Origin of the sequence: Terriglobus albidus, from assembly GCF_008000815.1 — a bacterium.
GTDB classification, from domain to species: domain Bacteria; phylum Acidobacteriota; class Terriglobia; order Terriglobales; family Acidobacteriaceae; genus Terriglobus; species Terriglobus albidus_A.
Map to the genome: position 1 here is coordinate 147,117 of NZ_CP042806.1, position 17,708 is coordinate 164,824.

The following is a 17,708-nucleotide window of genomic DNA, read 5'->3' on the forward strand; positions in this document are numbered from 1 at the left end:
CTCTGCCTGGGCTGTCATTTCGCAGCGATAGCCAGGCTGGTGAAGAGACGACCGCCGAGTACCCACGCTAACCCAGACTTGTGGTCTGTCGGAATTCATCGATACGCCCTACAATCTCTTCCATGGCCGACGACGCGCTGTTCACACCTCCGCCCACAGAACCTCGCAGCTCAATGCGTACGCCGCTGCTGATCGGTGGCGGTGTGGTGCTGCTGGCCGTTGTCCTGATGCTCATCTTCGGCCACCACAAAGTGCAGGCTCCGACGACGGTGGCTCCGCTGGATAGCTACGCTGCCAACCTTCCCTTAAGCGGGATCGAAATGTCTGAGGCGACCTCGCCCTTCGCCGGCGGCCGCTCCACCTATATCGATGGCAAGATCACCAACACCGGCACCCGAACCATCACCGGGGTGACCGTGCAGACGATCTTCCGCTCGGACGATGGACAGACGGTCTCACTTCAGACCGTCCCCCTGATGTTGATTCGCACCCGGATTCCCTATGTGGACACGCAACCTATCTCGGTAGCTCCCATCGCTCCCGGCGCAACGGCAGAGTTCCGGCTGATCTTCGAGGGATTGCCGCAAAGCTGGAACCAGCAGCAGCCGGAGTTGCACATCACGAGTGTGCAATCAAAGTAAACCCCGTGAATTTACTGCAGCACAGGGAATATTTTTCCCACTGTAATTGTTCACGGTGCGGACGAATCGGCGCCATTCTTCCGTAAGTTACAGATTCTAAATAAGCCACCCTTTTGGCACGATAGCTGCTCTAAGAAGTGTACGAAAGCGTTGTGATGGTATTTGTTTTGGGTAAACCGTCGCGACTCTAAAAGGAGCTATCGATATGAAATACGCTCGTGCCTTTTCCGGTTTGTCTGCCGTCGTTTTGACCGGCGCTCTTGCGTTTCCGGCTTACGCTCAGCAGAACAGCACCGCTTCCCCCGCTCAAGGTCAAAAGCAGGACGCAACGGATAACACAACGTACGCCACCGGTCAGCCACTGCAGACAGAGTCGAAAGAGGGCTTTTGGGGACATGTGAATCCCTTTGCCCGCAAGAAGTGGGTACATCGCCAGGTTGACCCGGTCAAGGACCGTGTCAATGAGCTCGATCAGCTCCAGGCCAAGAACGCCAATGACATCCGCGACGTAGACTCCCGTGCAACGGCAGGCATCAACAAGGCCCAGTCCGCTGCCGACCTGGCCGACCAGCACGCGCAGGACGCCGGTAACCGTGCCGACAAGGCCAACCAGGTTGCCTCCAGCGCCAGCACCCGTACAGATGCGCTGCATGGCACCGTCCAGAACCTCGACCAGTTCAACAAGGTAAGCGACTCCTCCATCCCGTTCGCTAAGGGCAGCACGAAGCTCGGACCGAAAGGCAAGGCGGAGCTCGATGCCGTGGCCGAGAAGCTCGCCACCGAGAAGGGCTACATCATCGAAGTGCAGGGTTACAGCGGTTCTGGCGTAGCCAGTTCGCAGGCAATGGCTGATTCGGTCGTCCGTTATCTGGTCACCGAGCACCAGGTCCCGGTTTATCGCATCTATAGAAGTGGCCTCGGCCGTAACACCGCCAAGGCTGAAGAGGGTCAGGAGAAGCCAATCCGTAACGGCGTATACGTATCGCTGATGCACAACAGCATCGCCAGCATGGATTCGAAGTCGGCGACCGCAGCTCCCGCAACACCGGTTACGGGAACCTCGACGCCGGACACCTCAAACCGCTAAGTCTCTCCCCCAGAGCGCGGCGGGGCTGCTAAAGCCCGCCGCGAACCATCAGGATCGTTGGAACGCTGCCAATCAAGAGCGCGTCCACACCAAGCTCTCCTAACCAGAGAGAACCAAGGCAGATTGGCCCTCCTCCCGGAGGGCCGTTTTTTTGCTTAACGCTTATTGCTTGGGCTGCTGCTTCGGCCGCTCCTTCGGTTTGTCTCCCTCGTCATCTTCGTCGGTCGTAAACAGCTTCCCCAAGGCCCCTCCTACGGCTGTATCCGTGTCGACCTCCTTCGCCCCTGCCCTCTTCGCCGGGGGAGTCCAGTCGGTCTGGGCGACGCTCAGGCGCACCGAATCCGCATCGTTGTCCTGCAATACGACCTCGGCGGTGGTATCGGTATATTTGCGCAGGATCTCCTGATTGGGAATCGACATGCCCAGGAGATTGGTCTTGCCGGTCGTACGGGCGTCAGCGACATCGCTTGCCTTGAGGGTGTACGTACCGGACGGCAGATAGTCGTAGTGGAAGCTGCCGTCGTCGCGCACTCCTGCTTTGAGCGAGACCGCCGGGTCTTCTTTACTGGTCAGAATCACGGTACCGCTATTGGGAGTGTGACCGTCCGAAAGGGCGACGACGTGGCCCATCAGGCTGTGCAGCGTATGACCGGGTACCGTAAGATCCGTACCCGAGCGCTCTGTGCTGCCGCTGAGTTGGAAGCTCTTCGCCGCCTTGCGATGGAAGGTGTCACCGGAGTACGCGATCAGCCGTATGCCATCGCCACCCTGCCCAAGGTTCCGCAGGCTGACACCGATCGGAAGCGCCTGCAGATATGCCCGCACGATGTACTCTCCCGGAGGCAGGCCGGAGAGGCGGTAGCGGCCCTGGTCATCCGTGATTGCGGCATCTCCCGTCGCGACAGCCAACTGCTGTTGCACCGCAATCATTGCGTTGAACTCTTCCTGATCCTTCGCGCGCTCCGGTGTCACAATCCAGCCCACAGCCGGTGAGCCATCGTCGTACAGTATCTTGCCGGAGACGGCAGCACCGCGGTCGAGGCGCAGGTCCACGTGCACCTCTTCGTCGCCGGTGATCGTAATCGTGGACACTGCCGAGCTGATCCGCGACATCACCGCTGGAACTGTACTTGCCAGGTCTTCATCGGAGAAATTGGCCAGTGAATCGACATAGCCGCGATACACAGCATGCACGTAATACGTGCCGGGCTTCACCCCTGGAAAGCTGTACTCCCCGTTCATCCCGATGGTCGCAGCGCTCAACAAGTCGCCCGCATGGTTCATGGTGCGAGCCGCCGCAGCCTGAGCGCGCTTTTGCTCTTCGGTTATCGGAGGCTGCTTGCGTCCGTCGGCCGCCATAGCCGATTGCATGCGTTTGGTAAAGACATCGCCCATACCTTCGTCATGGGTCGATTTCAGGTAAACCTTGCCGAAACGGGCGGGGGCGTTCGTGTCCGCGCAGATCACCCTGCCGGAGACCGTGCCTCCGGTCACCGAAGGCGTACCAGTCTGTGCGTCGAGCGCGGAGTTGAGCGTGAGGGAAACCAAGGCAGAAGCAGACAGCAGGGCCAGAGAGCGCAGCGGGCGCATGAAGTATCACTCCAGGATGACGTTGTACCCCTGAAGACACAAAGGCCGGCACGCAGTCGCGGGCCGGCCTGGAAATTCCTCTGTTTTTAACGAGTGTCCGTCCCGTCCGCCTAAGACCGCCCCAGGACCCGGTCGTAGACGTAACGGTCGCTGGTGGTACCCAGAGCTTCGTTGTACAGCACCAGGGCGCCCATCGACTCCTTCAGCTCCTCGCTGAAACGGTGCAGGTCGCGCAGATTGTCCGCTGTGGCGGGAATCTCGACGTGGCCGGCCTTCAGGAACTTCTGGTAGCCCTTGTCGACCAGGCGGGCGATGTTGCCCTTCAGTAACCAGCCCGGACGGACCGTAATCTCGGCGGTTCCGTCGGCTGCCGCACGGATCTCGGCCGCGCAACCGTACTTGGAGATCCGCTTTGCACCGTTGGCGCCGGCGGAAACATCAAACTTGTGGTTCCCCAGCGTGGACAACACGGTGTCGAACCTGGGCTGCTGCTGTGTCTTTCTGGCCATAAGCGGATAAACTCAACAACAGTGTCGCATATTGCTGCCCACCCCGGGGCGGCCCGGCGACAGGAACGGAAACCAGAGTTTTGCTGACGGAAACCAAAATCTCCGGCGCCAACACCTCTACCCTTGGCACCTCTGTGCTCGATCGGGTTGGGAATACACCGCTCGTCCGTCTGGACCGCCTGACAGCCAGGCTGCCTGGCGTCGTCCTGCTGGGCAAAGCCGAGTGGGCAAACCCCGGCGGCAGCGTGAAAGACCGTCCCGCCTCGAACATCGTTCTGTCCGCACAGCGTGAGGGCAAGCTCACTGCCGGAAAGCACCTGCTTGACGCTACCAGCGGCAACACGGGCATCGCCTATGCCATGCTGGGCGCGGCCATGGGCTTCCCGGTCACGCTCTGCCTGCCGTCAAACGCCTCGCCTGAGCGTAAGAAGATCCTCGCCGCCTATGGCGCGAACATTGTTCTGACTGATCCGGCAGATGGCTCCGACGGAGCTATCCGCAAGGCGCGTGAGCTGGCCGCCGCCGAGCCTGACAAGTACTTCTACGCCGATCAGTACTCGAACAATAACAACTGGCAGGCGCACTACAAGACCACTGCCAATGAGATCTGGCAGCAGACCGAAGGGCGCCTGACGCACTTCGTCGCCGGTCTCGGCACCTCCGGCACCTTTATGGGCACCACGCGCCGCCTGCGCGAGCTGAACCCGAAGATCCAGTGCATCTCGATGCAGCCGGACTCACCCTTCAACGGACTTGAAGGCCTGAAGCATATGCCGACGGCGATTGTCCCGCCGATCTACGATCCCAAGCTTGCGGATCGCCTGGTGGAAGCTTCTACCGAAGAGGCTTACGTGATGGCAAAGCGCATTGCCCGCGAAGAGGGCATCCTGATGGGTATCTCCTCGGCCGCCAATGTGGCCACGGCGCTGCACATCGCCGAGGAAGAGGTCGCCGCCGGACGCGAAGCCATCATCGTCACCATCCTCTGCGACTCCGCGGACAAATATCTCAGCGAACGGTTCTGGCAGGAATGAAACTCCACATCACACAAACCGATTACGATGCCCTCCGCGCCCACGGCGAGGAGACGTATCCCCATGAGTGCTGCGGCGTTCTGCTGGGCCATGCCAAGGACGATGGCAACCATGTCTCCGCGATCGTCCGCGCCGGGAATACCCGTACTGACAGCGCGCACAATCGATACAACATCAGCCCCATGGAGCTGATCAAGATTCAGCGCGAAGGCCGCAAACAGGGCCTGGATATCGTGGGCTTTTACCACTCGCATCCGGATCATCCGGCGATGTGGTCTTCGACCGACTTCGCCGAGGCTCACTGGTTCGGCTGCTGTTACGTCATTACCAGTGTCGACAAGGGTAAAGCAAACCTGACCAATGCCTTTCACCTCGCCGGCACGACGGAAGATGACAAAGCTTTTCAGCAGGAAGAGATTCTGATCACAAAAGCAGTTGGAGAAAACGCATGAAGATCAACATCCCGACACCGCTCCGGGCGTTCACGGACAAGCAAGCCACCGTGGAGGTAAACGGCGCCACGGTTCAGGCCGGGCTCGATGCACTGGTCGCCGCCCACCCAGAGCTGAAGAACCACCTCTTCACCCCGGATGGCAAGCTGCGCAGCTTCGTCAACGTCTACCTGAACGATGACGACGTCCGCTATCTGCCCGCCGCCGAAGCCTCCGCGGTCAGCGCCGACGACGAGCTCACCATTATTCCTTCCATCGCAGGCGGGACCGGCCTCAGCGCTTCGCGCGCTCTTTGTTGTCGTTAGACAACAACCCCTTCCGACATTTTTTTCTTGTCATCCTGAGCGTAACGAAGGACCCGCTTTTCGGGCCCCCCACGACTCAGTCAGCCGAAGGACCATACCATGCCTACCATGCCTGATTTGAAAGAAGTCGCACTCCCCGAACTGTCGAACGATGAAATCTCGCGCTACTCGCGCCACCTGATCCTGCCCGAGGTGGGCTTTGAAGGCCAGCAGAAGCTAAAGGCCGCCAAGGTCCTGTGCGTTGGCACCGGCGGCCTGGGCGCTCCGCTTGCCTACTACCTCGCCGCTGCCGGCATCGGCACGCTTGGCCTGGTGGACTTTGACGTCGTCGACGCCAGCAACCTGCAGCGCCAGATCATCCACTCGACCTCGACCGTCGGCCAGCTGAAGGTCGACTCCGCCGAGAAGAAGCTCAAAGACCTGAACCCGTACATGAACGTGGTGAAGCACAACGTCATGCTGCGCAGCGACAACGCCCTTGAAATCTTCAAGGACTACGACATCATCGCCGACGGCACCGACAACTTCCAGACACGCTACCTGGTGAACGATGCCTGCGTGCTGCTGAACAAGCCCAATGCCTACGGCTCTATCTTCCGCTTCGAAGGCCAGGCTTCGGTCTTCGCCACGGAGGAAGGCCCCTGCTACCGCTGCCTCTATCCGGAGCCGCCACCGCCGGGACTGGTTCCCTCCTGTGCCGAGGGCGGCGTGCTGGGCATTCTGCCCGGTCTGGTCGGCGTGATCCAGGCCACCGAGGTCATCAAGCTGATCCTCGGCATCGGCGAACCGCTCGTCGGCCGCCTGCTGCTCGTGGATTCGCTGTCGATGAGCTTCCGCACGCTGAAACTGCGCAAGAATCCGAAGTGCCCGATGTGCGGAACGCACGAGATCAAGGAGCTGATCGATTACGACCAGTTCTGCGGCATCGCTCCGCCGACGACCACCGGCCCGCTGGAAGTGGCGCAGCACGCAGCGGTAGGCAACGTCGCCGTGCAGGACGGCATTCCGCAGATCACTGTGGAAGAGCTGAAGGCCAAGCGCGACCGCGGCGACGACTTCGTCCTGATCGACGTTCGTGAGCCGCACGAGTATCGCATTGCGAACCTGGGAGCTCCGCTCTATCCGCTGGGGGAGATCGGCTCGAAGCTCGGTGAGCTGGCGCAGTACAAGGACAAGGAAGTCCTGCTCCACTGCCGCTCCGGCGCGCGCAGCCAGAAAGCCGCACTCGAACTGAAGGCTGCCGGCTTCTCCAACGTAAAGAACGTCGCCGGGGGCATCCTGGCCTGGGCCGAGAAGATCGACCCGACCATGCCGAAGTACTAAGCACTCTCTGCTAACAAACTCCCGTTTCAGACCTGGTAGATACGGCTCTGAACGGGAGTTTTTTGTGCTCCTTCCCTGGTTGCGCTCGTAATCGGTACGACCGAGAAACGATCTGGACTGAACCGGGTGGGAGCAGCGGGGTCCCCGGCCAGCTTTGCTGGCTGGGGCATTCAGCGGGCTTCAGCCCGCTGATAAAGACATAAAAGTAACTGGGCTTTTTTCCTAACGAAGAAAAGAAAGCCCAGGGCTAAAGCCCGTTTCTTATAGAACCAACAAACGCGGGCTGAAGCCTGCGTCTCCCACCCGATTCGGCTCGAATAGCTCATCCCCGCGAACCAAGTTCGCCTGCAGGTGTAGTGCAGGGTCCGCATCTATGCGGAGTTTTCCGCAATGAAGACGCCACGATACCCCGCAATCGGAAACATGCTCTACCATGCCGGAAGCTGTTCACTCTATAGATCTTCTCGATATACGGAAAATGTTTTGTAGCGTCATCGTTTCTTCCGGGCAACCCGAAGGAAACCCGGAGGCATCCAGAGCAACCAAGCATTAGTTGATGGATACCGCGCCGCGCGCACACTTGAGCCTCAGCGACGGGATCACCACGCAGCGGAGGATCTTCCGGTGAATCGCATCATGCGCAGTCCGTCTGTACGGACAACGCTCTCCTCGTTATTTCACGCCCTTCAGAGCGGTCTGCACGTTAGCGTCACTCCTTCACACTTCTACTTTCCCGTGCCCGACCTGAACTCCTTCCGCGGGAAGGACTGGAAAGAACGCCGTCCCTGTAGCGGCATCGACTTTCATTTCGACGAGCAGATCCAACGGCTGCAATACGACCTGGCGCCCTATCTCGCCGAGTGCAAGTTCCCCGAGAGCTCGATCTCCAACAATGGACATCGCTCGTTTCACTTCAACAACGGCTTCTTCGAGCATGTGGACGCAGAGATCGCGTATGCCTTCGTACGCCGCAACAAGCCTCGCCGCATTATCGAGATCGGTAGTGGAAACACCACGATGGTGCTGGCCGCAGCCTTGCGTGCCAATCGAAAAGAGGGCTTCCCAGGTGAGTTGATCAGCATCGAGCCGCACCCGGCGCCGTATCTCAAACATGGCATCGATGGGCTGACCCAGTTGATCGAAAAACCGGTGCAACAGGTCCCACTCGAGTTCTTTCATCAGCTCGAGGCCAACGATATCCTCTTCATCGATTCCACACACGTCGTCTCGGTCGACAGCGACGTGCTCTATGAATGCCTGCGCATCCTGCCTGAGGTTGCCGAAGGTGTCCTGGTTCACCTTCACGACATCTTTACGCCAATGGATTATCCGCAGAAGTTCGTGATGACCAATCTCTGCTTCTGGGGAGAGCAGTACATGCTGGAGGCATTCCTATCCTTCAACCAGGCCTTCCGGGTCATATGGTCCGCAAGCGCGCTCCAGCACGAACACTGGAATGAGCTTGAGGCCGCCTTCCCGGCATGGAAAGACAGCTACACCCGCATGCCTGCGCAGCTAAAGATCTACGCGCCTACGCTGGATGGAAGGAATGTGTGGCCTAACAGCTTCTGGATCGAACGGGCTGCTCGATGATGCAGATGGCGTTGCCTGATGTGGTACCCGGCATAGACAGTCGTCATCGGGGTTAACTATCCTTTCAACTGGTTTGTTAATTCGTCGTTTCCCCCAACCTGTCTTGCCCAAAAGAAATTGATTCGTGCAGATGTGCAGTAAGCACACGATTTCGAACCCCCTCTAATCCCCAAAAATTGAGGCCCAAATTTGATGAACACCCAAAAGCTCTTAAGGCTTTTGTTCTGCGTGCTCGCGCTGTGCTTTGCCATGTCGTCGAGCGTGTATGCACAGGGAGGAAGCGCCGTACTAAGCGGGACTGTTACCGATCCCTCAGGCGCCGCCGTTTCCAATGCACGTGTAACTGCTACAAATACTGAGACCAACCTGGTGCTCACCTCAGAGACCAATGCGTCCGGTCTCTATCGTTTCCCCACCATCCCTCCCGGCCACTACACCATTGCGGCCGAGATCTCCGGCTTCCAGAAGTTCCAGCAGACCGGCGTGCTGCTCACCGTCAGCCAGCAGGCTACGCTCGATATCGGCTTGCAGGTTGGCAGTGAGAGCGAGACCGTCAACGTCACCGCGGGCGCGGCGCTGATCAACACCACCAATGCCGAGGTCAGCAACACCGTCGGCGAACAGGCCATCCGCGAACTCCCGCTTAACGGACGCGATCCGTCAAGCCTGGTACTGCTCTCCCCCGGAACCGTGAACGTACTCAACACCGGCGCAGGCACCCTGCAGGGCGAGACCACCTTCCCCAATGAGACCGGCGCCTCCGCCGGCGGCGGACGCCAGGGCAGCACCCTCTATCTGCTGGACGGCGTGCCCAACATGGACACCTACATGGCGCTCGCGGCGCCTTCACCAAACGCGGACGCTACGGCCGAGTTCCGTGTTATCTCCAACAACTTCGACGCGCACTATGGCTTCTCGCCGGGAGCGGTTGTCAGCATCGAGACCAAAGGCGGCACCAATGCCTTCCATGGCGGGGCCTTTGAGTTCCTGCGCAACAGCGCACTGAACGCAGCCGATTACTTCTCGAAGAAGGTCGATCCGCTGCGCCGTAACCAGTTCGGTGGATTCCTCGGCGGCCCGATCAAGCAGAACAAGCTCTTCTTCTTCGCGAACTACCAGGGCACGCGCCAGTCCACGACGGCTACTTCGAACAGCACCAACACGCCCACCGCTGCCATGTTGAATGGCGACTTCTCGGCGTATCCGAAGACGCTTGGCGGCGGCTTCGTCAACAACCGCATCGATCCCAGCCTCTATAACCCTGCCGCCGTACGCATCGCCAACACGGCGCTGCCGCGCGGACAGGATCCGGCCAGCGGCCTGGTCTACTACACCGCTCCCGCATCGGTAGAGAAGTTCGACGAAGGCACCGGCCGTCTCGACTACTCCATCAATGACAGACAGCGCCTCACCCTGCGCAGCTTTATCCAGTACTACAACCGCGCCGAAGCATCCACGCCCGGAAACATCCTCACCGTTGTCCCCGGCAAGCAAGGCAAGCTCTTCAACGAGGTGTTGAACCACAACTGGACCATCACGCCCAGCCTGGTCAACGCTCTCTCGCTGTTCTGGAACCAGGAGCACGTCTACAACGCAGGCACGCAGCGCGACAGCTCCGGCAACGCTTTCTGTCTCTCGAAGTACATCAACGTCAGCGACCCAGCAGGCGCGTGCTACTCCGAGGGCCTGAACGCCAACGGCGGCTTCAGCACGCCGTACTCCGAGTACACGGGCGAGATGCGCCGTTCGTGGGGCTTCTCCGACTCCGTCACCAAGATCATCGGCAACCACACCGTCTCGTTTGGTGTGGACCTGTGGCATCAGCGTGCGCGTGAGTTCACCTACTATCCCGCGGCGCCGATCATCGGCTTCAACGGATACTCCACCGGCTCCGGTCTGGCGGACTTCCTGCTCGGCCGCGTCGGCACCTTCACGCAGGGCGCAGGCGAGATCGCCGATGTCTCCGGCAACCTGCTCGGGGCATTCGGACAGGACCAGTTCCGTCTGCGTCCGAACCTGACCGTTACGCTCGGCCTGCGCTGGGATCCGAACCTTGCGCCGGCCTCGAAGGACGGACGCGGCGCGGTCTACAATCCGGGCCAGCAGAGCACCGTCTTCCCCAATGCACCGAACGGTCTTGTCTTCCCCGGCGACCGTGGCGTGCCCAACAGCCTGGCGCAGAACAGCTATGGCTACTGGGAGCCTCGTATCGCGTTTGCCTACCAGGCCAGCCCGAAGACCGCCTTCCGCGCCGGCTTCGGTATGTTCACCGCGCCGCTGCCTTACTCGGCCTACAACCACGTAGCCGACGTAAGCCCGTTCAGCCCGACGTTTACGTTGAACGGAAGCGCATCGAACCCCATCAACTTCTCCAACCCGTGGGCGAACTTCTCTTCGACAAACTTCACCAGCCCGTTCCCGCCCTTCGCCTATGACAACGTGCGGCCCTCGCCGAACTACGTCTTCCCGGCGCAGACCACGGTACCGGCGGCCTTCCGTCCGAACTTCAAACTCGGCATGACGCAGAGCTGGAACGCGTCAGTCGAACAGCAGTTCAGCGGAGACCTGGTGATGCACCTCGCCTACGTCGGCAGCCAGTCGTATCACCAGACGCTGATCATCGACGCCAACCCCGGCCAGATCGCTGCGAGCGTACGCGGAACACGCGGACTGACGAACTACGGCCAGATCCTCACCATCAACAGCAACGGCACCAGCAGCTATCACTCACTGCAGGCGCAGTTCGAGAAGCGTTTCTCGCACAGCTTCCAGGCGCAGAGCAGCTTCACCTGGTCGAAGAACATCGACATCGCCGCCAGCGGCAATGCGTCGTTCACCGGCAACGGCATCTCCAACCCGTATGACCTGCGCTTCAACCGCGGCCTCTCCGACCTGAACTTCCCGTTCGTCTCGGTGACCAACCTGGTCTACTCCACGCCGAAACTGAAGGGATGGAACCCGATCGCCCGCAATGTGTTGGGCGAGTGGGAGATCAGCGGTATCTACACCATGCAGTCAGGCCGTCCCTTTAGCGTGAGCGGAGGCAACGGCAACAACAACTCCGGCGCGCTGATCTACGGCGACCGGGCAGACAGCGTTCCCGGCGTCGTTGTGCAGACGCATCAGGGCAGTAAGCAGCAGTGGTTGCAGCAGTACTTCACCACCGCCGGCTTCGCTCAGAACGCGGTTGGCACCTTCGGCAACTCCGGACGCAACATCCTGAAGGGACCGGGCACCAACTACAGCGATGCGGCACTGATGAAGAACTGGACAATCCAGGAGCGGTACAAGATCCAGTTCCGCTGGGAGCTCTTCAACGCCTTCAACCGCGTCACCTTCGGCCAACCCGATGCCAATCCGTCCAGCGGGACTTATGGACGTATTACGGCAACCGGACCGGTCAAGCCACGCGTGATGCAGGGCGGTCTGAAGGTTACGTTCTAACAACAATCCTGAAACGGGATGCGGATGTGCTGCTAAGCAGCACATCCGCTTTTTATTTAAGAAGACACCGGGTGCCATATCTCGGCTATGCCGAGATATGGGTATTCGCGCTTAGCGCGAACCGTCTTTTGCTTTGTCATCGTCTTTTTACTTGTCATCCTGAACGAAGTGAAGGACCCGCTTTATCGTCCCGCCACCGGGATCTTCGGTAGAGAAGCAGATTTCTCCGCTCCCTCCGGTCGCTACGAAATGACAAACAAAAAAAGACGATTCGAGCTCGTGGCCCCTCATAGTTTGACCACTCCAAACGCCTCACCGTACCATGGCGCGGAAGCGTTCCATACTCCACTTCGTGAGCCGACACTCGAATGCCGTGGCCGCAGGACTATCTGCTCTATCACCTGGGACTCGGCTGGTCGGCCGCCCTCGCCGCTCTACCGATCTTTACGTTGCTGCTTCTACTAGGTGTTCTGCGCAAGCCTTCCTGGATGGCAGGGCTGTCGGGACTGGCCGTCACCTTCGTGCTGGCCATCGGCGGATATCACATGCCCGCGCTGCAGGCGGTCAGCGCTGCGGCACACGGAGCGGCCTTCGGCCTCTTCCCCATCTCGTGGATCATCTTCTGGGCCATTGCCCTGTTCCGCATCACCGAGTCCACGGGCAAGTTCGAGATCATTAAGGATTCCGTCAGCCGCCTTACGCCGGATTTGCGGCTGCAGGCGCTACTCATCGCGTTCGCCTTTGGAGCCTTTCTCGAGGGCGCTGCCGGCTTCGGAGCACCAGTGGCCATCGCCGCCACCATGCTGACCGGTCTCGGCTTCTCCGCCTTTACCGCCGCCGCTATCTGCCTGCTGGCCAACACGGGACCCGTCGCCTTCGGGTCGATCGGCATTCCGGTTGTCACTCTCGCGGGAATCACCGGCCTGCCGCTCGATAAGCTCAGCGGAGCCGTCGGCAGCTTCTGCGCTCCAGTCTCGTTCATTCTTCCCGCGTACCTGATCCTCGCGATGTGGGGCCGGGCTGGTTTCGCCGGAGTCTGGCTGCCATGCCTCGCCGGAGGAGCCGCGTTTGCGTCCGTGCAATGGAGCGTCTCGCACTACATTGGGCCGCAACTCACCGACATCCTCGCCTCACTCACCGCAATCGTTGCCCTCGTCGCTGTGATTCGCCTCCGCCGGCAGGAGCCGGATGCCAACTATCTGCACCCCGGTGACACGACGGAGACGACGACCAGCGGCTACACCGCTACTCAGATCTTCGTTGCATGGATGCCCTACGGCCTGCTGGTGCTCTGCGTGCTGCTCTGGGGATACCAACCATTTCAGAAGCTGCTGAACCGCGGCAGCATCCTGATCCCCTGGCCCTACCTGCACAACATGGTGCTGCGCATGCCGCCGCTGGTGGCCAAGGCCGCACCATATCCGGCGGTCTTCAACCTGAACTGGTTTTCCGCCTCAGGCACCTCCTGCATGACGGCGACCGTTCTTGCGGCCCTGCTGCTGCGGGTGAGGCCGATGGAGTTCCTCCGCATCCTGATCTCTGTGGTGCGCACACTGGCGCTGCCTACGGTGACTGTCACCTCGGTGCTGGCGATGGCCTTCCTAATGAACTACTGCGGAGCCACCGCCACCCTGGGCCTGGCCTTCGCGGCAACCGGAGTGCTCTTCCCATTCTTCAGTGCACTGCTCGGCTGGCTCGGAGTCTTCCTTACCGGCTCGGACACCTCCGCCAACGCCCTCTTCGGCAGCCTGCAGGAGGTCACGGCAAATCGCCTCGGCCTCGACGCCGTGCTGATGGCCGCAGCCAACTCCGCCGGCGGCGTAATGGGCAAGATGATCAGCCTGCAGACCATTGCGGTAGCAGCCGCGGCAACGAACATGTCGCTGCACGACCAGTCAAAGCTCTTCCGCTTCACGTTGAGGCACAGCGTCTTTCTCGCTGCGGTCATTGGCCTGCTGGCTGTGGTGTATGTTTATGTCTTTCACGTGCGCTGGCTCTAACCGCGGTTTCAGTTCATTCACTGAAGACCTCAATCTCCACGACATCACCATCTTGCAGATGAAAAACATCGCGGAGCTTGATATCGGTTGCCACCTCAACAATAGTCCTGGGATGATCACCGCGGCCTTGCTCGTTGGCATCCGTTCTAAGGATGAACCCAGGCCTCCCGAGGATGGAACAGGGAACAAGATTCACAGAGACGGTGCCGCCATACTCGTGCCCTTCGAGCCGCACCGGCCTCTCTGGCAATCGATACGGAGTTTCAAGCTGGATGTTGAGTGTTCCGGGAAACAAGATCATTCCTGTCTTCGCCAGATAGTGATCGCGCAGCTTCTCGATCCAATAGGAGAAGTTACCAATTCCCGAGACCACCCTGCCACACAATATCAACGACCCAACTCCAGAAGGACGGGTTGAATATCCCACATAAACTTCGCGAGATTTACTCCAAGCTCACATCGCCGCAGCCTTCGGCCGATACGCACTTCCCCACTGAGACGGCTTCGACCCCATTACAAATTTCACTGTAGCACCCGCCTGGATCTGCTCCCAGGTCAGCACTGGTTCGGTCAGCGGCTTGCCGTCGATAGTGGCGGACTGGATGTACTGGTTCTCTGCCGAGTTGTTTTCGGCCTGCACCGTAAACGTCTTTCCGTTTGCCAGCTTCAGGCTCATCTGGCGGTAGAGCGGCGAGCCGATCATGTACTCTCCGCTGGCGGCGTTGACGGGATAGAAACCCATGGCCGTGAAGATGAACCAGGCGGACATCTGGCCGCAATCATCATCTCCAATAAGCCCGGCGGGGCCGGTCTTGTAGTGGGCTGCCGCAATCTGGCGGACGCGCTCCTGTGTCTTCCAGGGCTGGCCGGCGAAGTCGTAGAGATAGCCGTAGTGGTGGCTGGGTTCGTTGTTGTGATCGTTGTGGCCGCCGGCGAAGTGCTGGTCGAGATACTTGGCGTAGTTCTCGGCGCCGCCCATCAGGTCCATCAGGCCTGCCTGGTCGTGGAAGGCTCCCCAGGTGTAAACCCAGGCGTCGCCCTCGGTCCAGCCGGCGATGGAACGATTCGCATTGGTGTCGCCGCCCTCGCCGCCGCTGATCGGAGCCCAGCTACCGTCGCTGCGCTTGCCGTTCATCAGGTGCCGGGCGGGGTTGTAGAGATGGCGTGCGTTGAGGGAACGCTGCATCAGCTCCTTGTACTCGCGGTCTTTGCCGAGCATCTTAGCGATCTGCGCGACGCACCAGTCGTCGTAGCTGTCTTCAATGGTGCGGCTGGCAGCTTCGTCGATCTTGTCGACCGGAATGTAGCCGAGGGTCTTGTAATAGGTCAGGCCGGCGCGGGCCTCATACGGAGTCTTCACTTCGCGGTCGAGCCAGCGGCGGGTCGTATCTCCATCCGGAGGCACGGTGGCGTCTTTCCATGCCGCCTGCCACGCGGTCTCCTTATCGAAGCCGTGGAAGCCCTTACGCATGGCTTCGGCGACGAGCGAGTCCGCATGCGTGCCGATCATGATGTTGGTGTAGCTGGGGTTGGGCCACTTGGGCATCCAGCCGCCCTCTTTGTAGTCGTTCAGCAGGGCCGTCACCATGCCGTCAATGTGTTCCGGTGAGGTGAGGGTGAGCCAGCTCCACTCGGCGCGGAAGGTGTCCCAGATGGAGTAGGCGGTGTAGCTGGTGCCTTCGTGCACCTTGTCGTCAAAACCGGAGTAGTAGCGGCCGCCCTCGGTCATGATGCGCGGGAAGAGCTGCGAGCGATAGAACGCCGTGTAGAGACGCACCTTGTCGGAGTCCGCGGCGCCCGTAACCTGCAGATGTGCCAGCTTCTCCTGCCAGGTGGCGTGCAGCTTGTGCTGCAATGCTTCAAAGTTCCAGTCGGGCATCTCGGCCTTCAGGTTGGCGCGCGCCTGATCCAGGCTGATGAACGAGGTGCCTACGCGCAGTTCCACCAGCTCGCCGGGAGCAAACTCGACGTAGGCTCCGCGATAGTCCTTTGCATCCTTACCGTAGGTCTCGCCCGACTTGGGCAGCTTGCGGAACTGCACGACGAAGTAGCCCTTGAAGTTGGGCAGCGCGGCAGCGCCGGCGTTGGGCATGCTGCCCGGTCCCAGATGGGCGTCCATGCGGTGCGGGTTCCAGCCCGTAATCTCACCCTTGGCGAGATCCACTGCCGCCCAGCCATTGAAGTTGGGCCGTGAGGCCTCGACCAGGATGCGGGCCGCGCCCTTCGCCGGGAAGCGGAAGCGCATCATGCCGCTGTGCTCGGTCGCCGTCATCTCCGCCTTGAGGGTCTGGCCCTCGCCGGCATCGAGCGTCACGCGATAGATATCCGGGTGCGACTGTTCATCCTCATGGCGAAACTTCATGGCGCGTGCTTCGGGTGCTGTACGCAACTCGCCGCCTACCTGAGGGATGACGGTGACATAGCCGAAGTCGCCCATCCACATCGCCGGCTGATGCGTGCCCATGAAACCCGACATGGTGGCGTCATGCCACTCATACGAGAGCACGCTGATCTTGTTCTGCCGCGTCTGCGGAATCCATCCGGTCATGGCAAAGGGAGGCTCGACCAGCGGCAGCGTGCGGCCGTAACCCTCAGGGGTCTTCTCACTGCCGATCAACGGGTCGACATATTGCACTACGTCCGTGGAAGCGGGCTTGGCCTGGGAGGGCTTGGCCTGAGCAAGCAGGGCAGGAGAGACGGCTAGAAGAGCGATTGCGAGGTGTTTCATAGCAGGAAGAAGGATAGTTGAAGTGATTGAATGATTGGAAGATTGAAGGATTGAATAATGATGAATGCGCGTTTGTTGAATAGTTGAATCGTTGAATGGTTTGGCTCCGGGTAGCTTTACTTCCCCTAAGAACGAAAAGCAGATCCCTTCGGGATGACAAAAATACAAGGAATCCTGCACAGCGCATACCCGTACGGAAACCATTCAACTATTCAACCATTCCACCATTCAACTAAACTCAACTTTCACCTCGAAGGAGACTTACCGCATGACACGCCGTAGCTGGATCTTCCGCCTCTCGTCGCTGCTTCTTATTCCCGCCGCTCTGATCGCGCAGCAGCCCGCTACGCCTCAGAATCAGCCGACGCAACGCATTCTGATTCATGTGCACTCCGATCAGCCTGCGGACTGGCAGGCGGCGCTGAAGAAGGCCAACGACCTGATGGCTTCCAGCGCGAAGCCGTATGACACGCGTGTCGAGATTCTCGCTACGGGCGATGGGCTGAAGTTGATCGACAAGAAAAGCGCTCTGGGGAATGACGTGACCAGCGCCGTCGGCAAGGATGTCAGCTTCGTTGCCTGCCATGCGTCGATGCGCTCCAACAAGATGACGGACGATCAGTTGCAGACAGGTGTTGGCACCGTGCCTTCCGGCGGACGCGAGATTGCAGCCCGTAAGGCTGAAGGCTGGACGGTGATGGATGATAAGTCGTTGAAGTAGGATTCCGGTGTCTGACGAGCCCCACCCGCAACGTGAGTGGGGCTCGTTGTTTTGAGAAGCAGATCCCTACGGGATGACAAAACGAAAATATGGTCCACGCGTAGTTGTCTTGCTGTATTTTGTCTTGCTTAAGGGCATGGCTTCAGCCATGCCGTATCAAGTGAGGCACGAACAGGGCTTTAGCCCCTGAGGTCATCTCGTATCGGCGCACAAAATTGACCTCAGCGGCTAAAGCCGCATTCCTTTTTGCGCGGGTACGGCACGGCTGAAGCCGTGCCCTT

The 17,708-nt window shown here is 60.0% G+C and carries 14 protein-coding genes; 10 read left to right on the forward strand and 4 right to left on the reverse strand.

Features of this window, described 5'->3' with window-relative positions:
- Window positions 1-122 precede the first annotated feature (122 nt).
- Both FTW19_RS00620 and FTW19_RS00625 read left to right on the forward strand, forming a co-directional pair.
- Complete coding sequence (locus tag FTW19_RS00620) at window positions 123-641, forward strand: DUF2393 family protein (protein WP_147645777.1); 519 nt, start codon at window positions 123-125, stop codon at window positions 639-641.
- A gap of 205 nt (window positions 642-846) precedes the next feature.
- On the forward strand, window positions 847-1,728 hold the full coding sequence (locus FTW19_RS00625) for an OmpA family protein (protein ID WP_147645778.1): 882 nt from the start codon (window positions 847-849) through the stop codon (window positions 1,726-1,728).
- A 162-nt stretch (window positions 1,729-1,890) separates the two neighbouring features.
- Here the strand turns inward: FTW19_RS00625 and FTW19_RS00630 are convergent, their stop codons facing one another.
- Together FTW19_RS00630 and FTW19_RS00635 are read right to left on the reverse strand one after the other, a co-directional pair.
- The gene (locus FTW19_RS00630) at window positions 1,891-3,318 is read right to left on the reverse strand and encodes an MSCRAMM family protein (RefSeq protein WP_147645779.1); all 1,428 of its coding nucleotides are present in this window, start codon (window positions 3,316-3,318) and stop codon (window positions 1,891-1,893) included.
- A gap of 110 nt (window positions 3,319-3,428) precedes the next feature.
- Window positions 3,429-3,827 (reverse strand): hypothetical protein, encoded by a 399-nt coding sequence (locus FTW19_RS00635; RefSeq protein WP_147645780.1) that lies wholly within the window; start codon window positions 3,825-3,827, stop codon window positions 3,429-3,431.
- Window positions 3,828-3,907: 80 nt separating this feature from the next.
- On the opposite strand from FTW19_RS00635, the gene FTW19_RS00640 reads away from it, so the two are divergent.
- From FTW19_RS00640 to FTW19_RS00670, 7 genes are all read left to right on the forward strand, one after another.
- Window positions 3,908-4,861 (forward strand): PLP-dependent cysteine synthase family protein, encoded by a 954-nt coding sequence (locus FTW19_RS00640; protein WP_246153505.1) that lies wholly within the window; start codon window positions 3,908-3,910, stop codon window positions 4,859-4,861.
- Entirely contained in the window at window positions 4,858-5,313 is a 456-nt protein-coding gene (locus FTW19_RS00645; RefSeq protein ID WP_147645781.1) for a M67 family metallopeptidase, read from the forward strand. Before FTW19_RS00640 ends, FTW19_RS00645 begins: the two co-directional genes overlap by 4 nt.
- Complete coding sequence (locus FTW19_RS00650) at window positions 5,310-5,618, forward strand: MoaD/ThiS family protein (protein WP_147645782.1); 309 nt, start codon at window positions 5,310-5,312, stop codon at window positions 5,616-5,618. The genes FTW19_RS00645 and FTW19_RS00650 overlap by 4 nt, the downstream gene beginning before the upstream one ends.
- Window positions 5,619-5,717: 99 nt before the next feature.
- A complete protein-coding gene (gene moeB / locus FTW19_RS00655) occupies window positions 5,718-6,941 on the forward strand; it encodes a molybdopterin-synthase adenylyltransferase MoeB (protein ID WP_147645783.1) in 1,224 nt (407 codons plus the stop codon).
- 624 nt (window positions 6,942-7,565) lie between these two features.
- On the forward strand, window positions 7,566-8,534 hold the full coding sequence (locus tag FTW19_RS00660; RefSeq protein ID WP_147645784.1) for a class I SAM-dependent methyltransferase: 969 nt from the start codon (window positions 7,566-7,568) through the stop codon (window positions 8,532-8,534).
- A gap of 192 nt (window positions 8,535-8,726) precedes the next feature.
- Complete coding sequence (locus FTW19_RS00665) at window positions 8,727-11,978, forward strand: TonB-dependent receptor (protein ID WP_147645785.1); 3,252 nt, start codon at window positions 8,727-8,729, stop codon at window positions 11,976-11,978.
- A gap of 368 nt (window positions 11,979-12,346) precedes the next feature.
- Window positions 12,347-13,978 (forward strand): L-lactate permease, encoded by a 1,632-nt coding sequence (locus FTW19_RS00670; RefSeq protein WP_147645786.1) that lies wholly within the window; start codon window positions 12,347-12,349, stop codon window positions 13,976-13,978.
- A gap of 13 nt (window positions 13,979-13,991) precedes the next feature.
- Here FTW19_RS00670 and FTW19_RS00675 read toward each other — a convergent pair whose 3' ends face one another.
- Both FTW19_RS00675 and FTW19_RS00680 read right to left on the reverse strand, forming a co-directional pair.
- Window positions 13,992-14,363, reverse strand: coding sequence for a DUF120 domain-containing protein (locus FTW19_RS00675; RefSeq protein ID WP_246153506.1), 372 nt, complete (start codon window positions 14,361-14,363; stop codon window positions 13,992-13,994).
- Window positions 14,364-14,432: 69 nt separating this feature from the next.
- Complete coding sequence (locus FTW19_RS00680; protein ID WP_147645787.1) at window positions 14,433-16,706, reverse strand: GH92 family glycosyl hydrolase; 2,274 nt, start codon at window positions 16,704-16,706, stop codon at window positions 14,433-14,435.
- Window positions 16,707-16,974: 268 nt separating this feature from the next.
- Here FTW19_RS00680 and FTW19_RS00685 point away from each other — a divergent pair, with 268 nt between their 5' ends.
- Window positions 16,975-17,427 carry a DsrE family protein gene (locus FTW19_RS00685; RefSeq protein ID WP_147645788.1) on the forward strand — a complete coding sequence of 151 codons (453 nt, stop codon included), beginning with the start codon at window positions 16,975-16,977 and terminating at the stop codon, window positions 17,425-17,427.
- The last annotated feature ends 281 nt before the right edge of the window (window positions 17,428-17,708 follow it).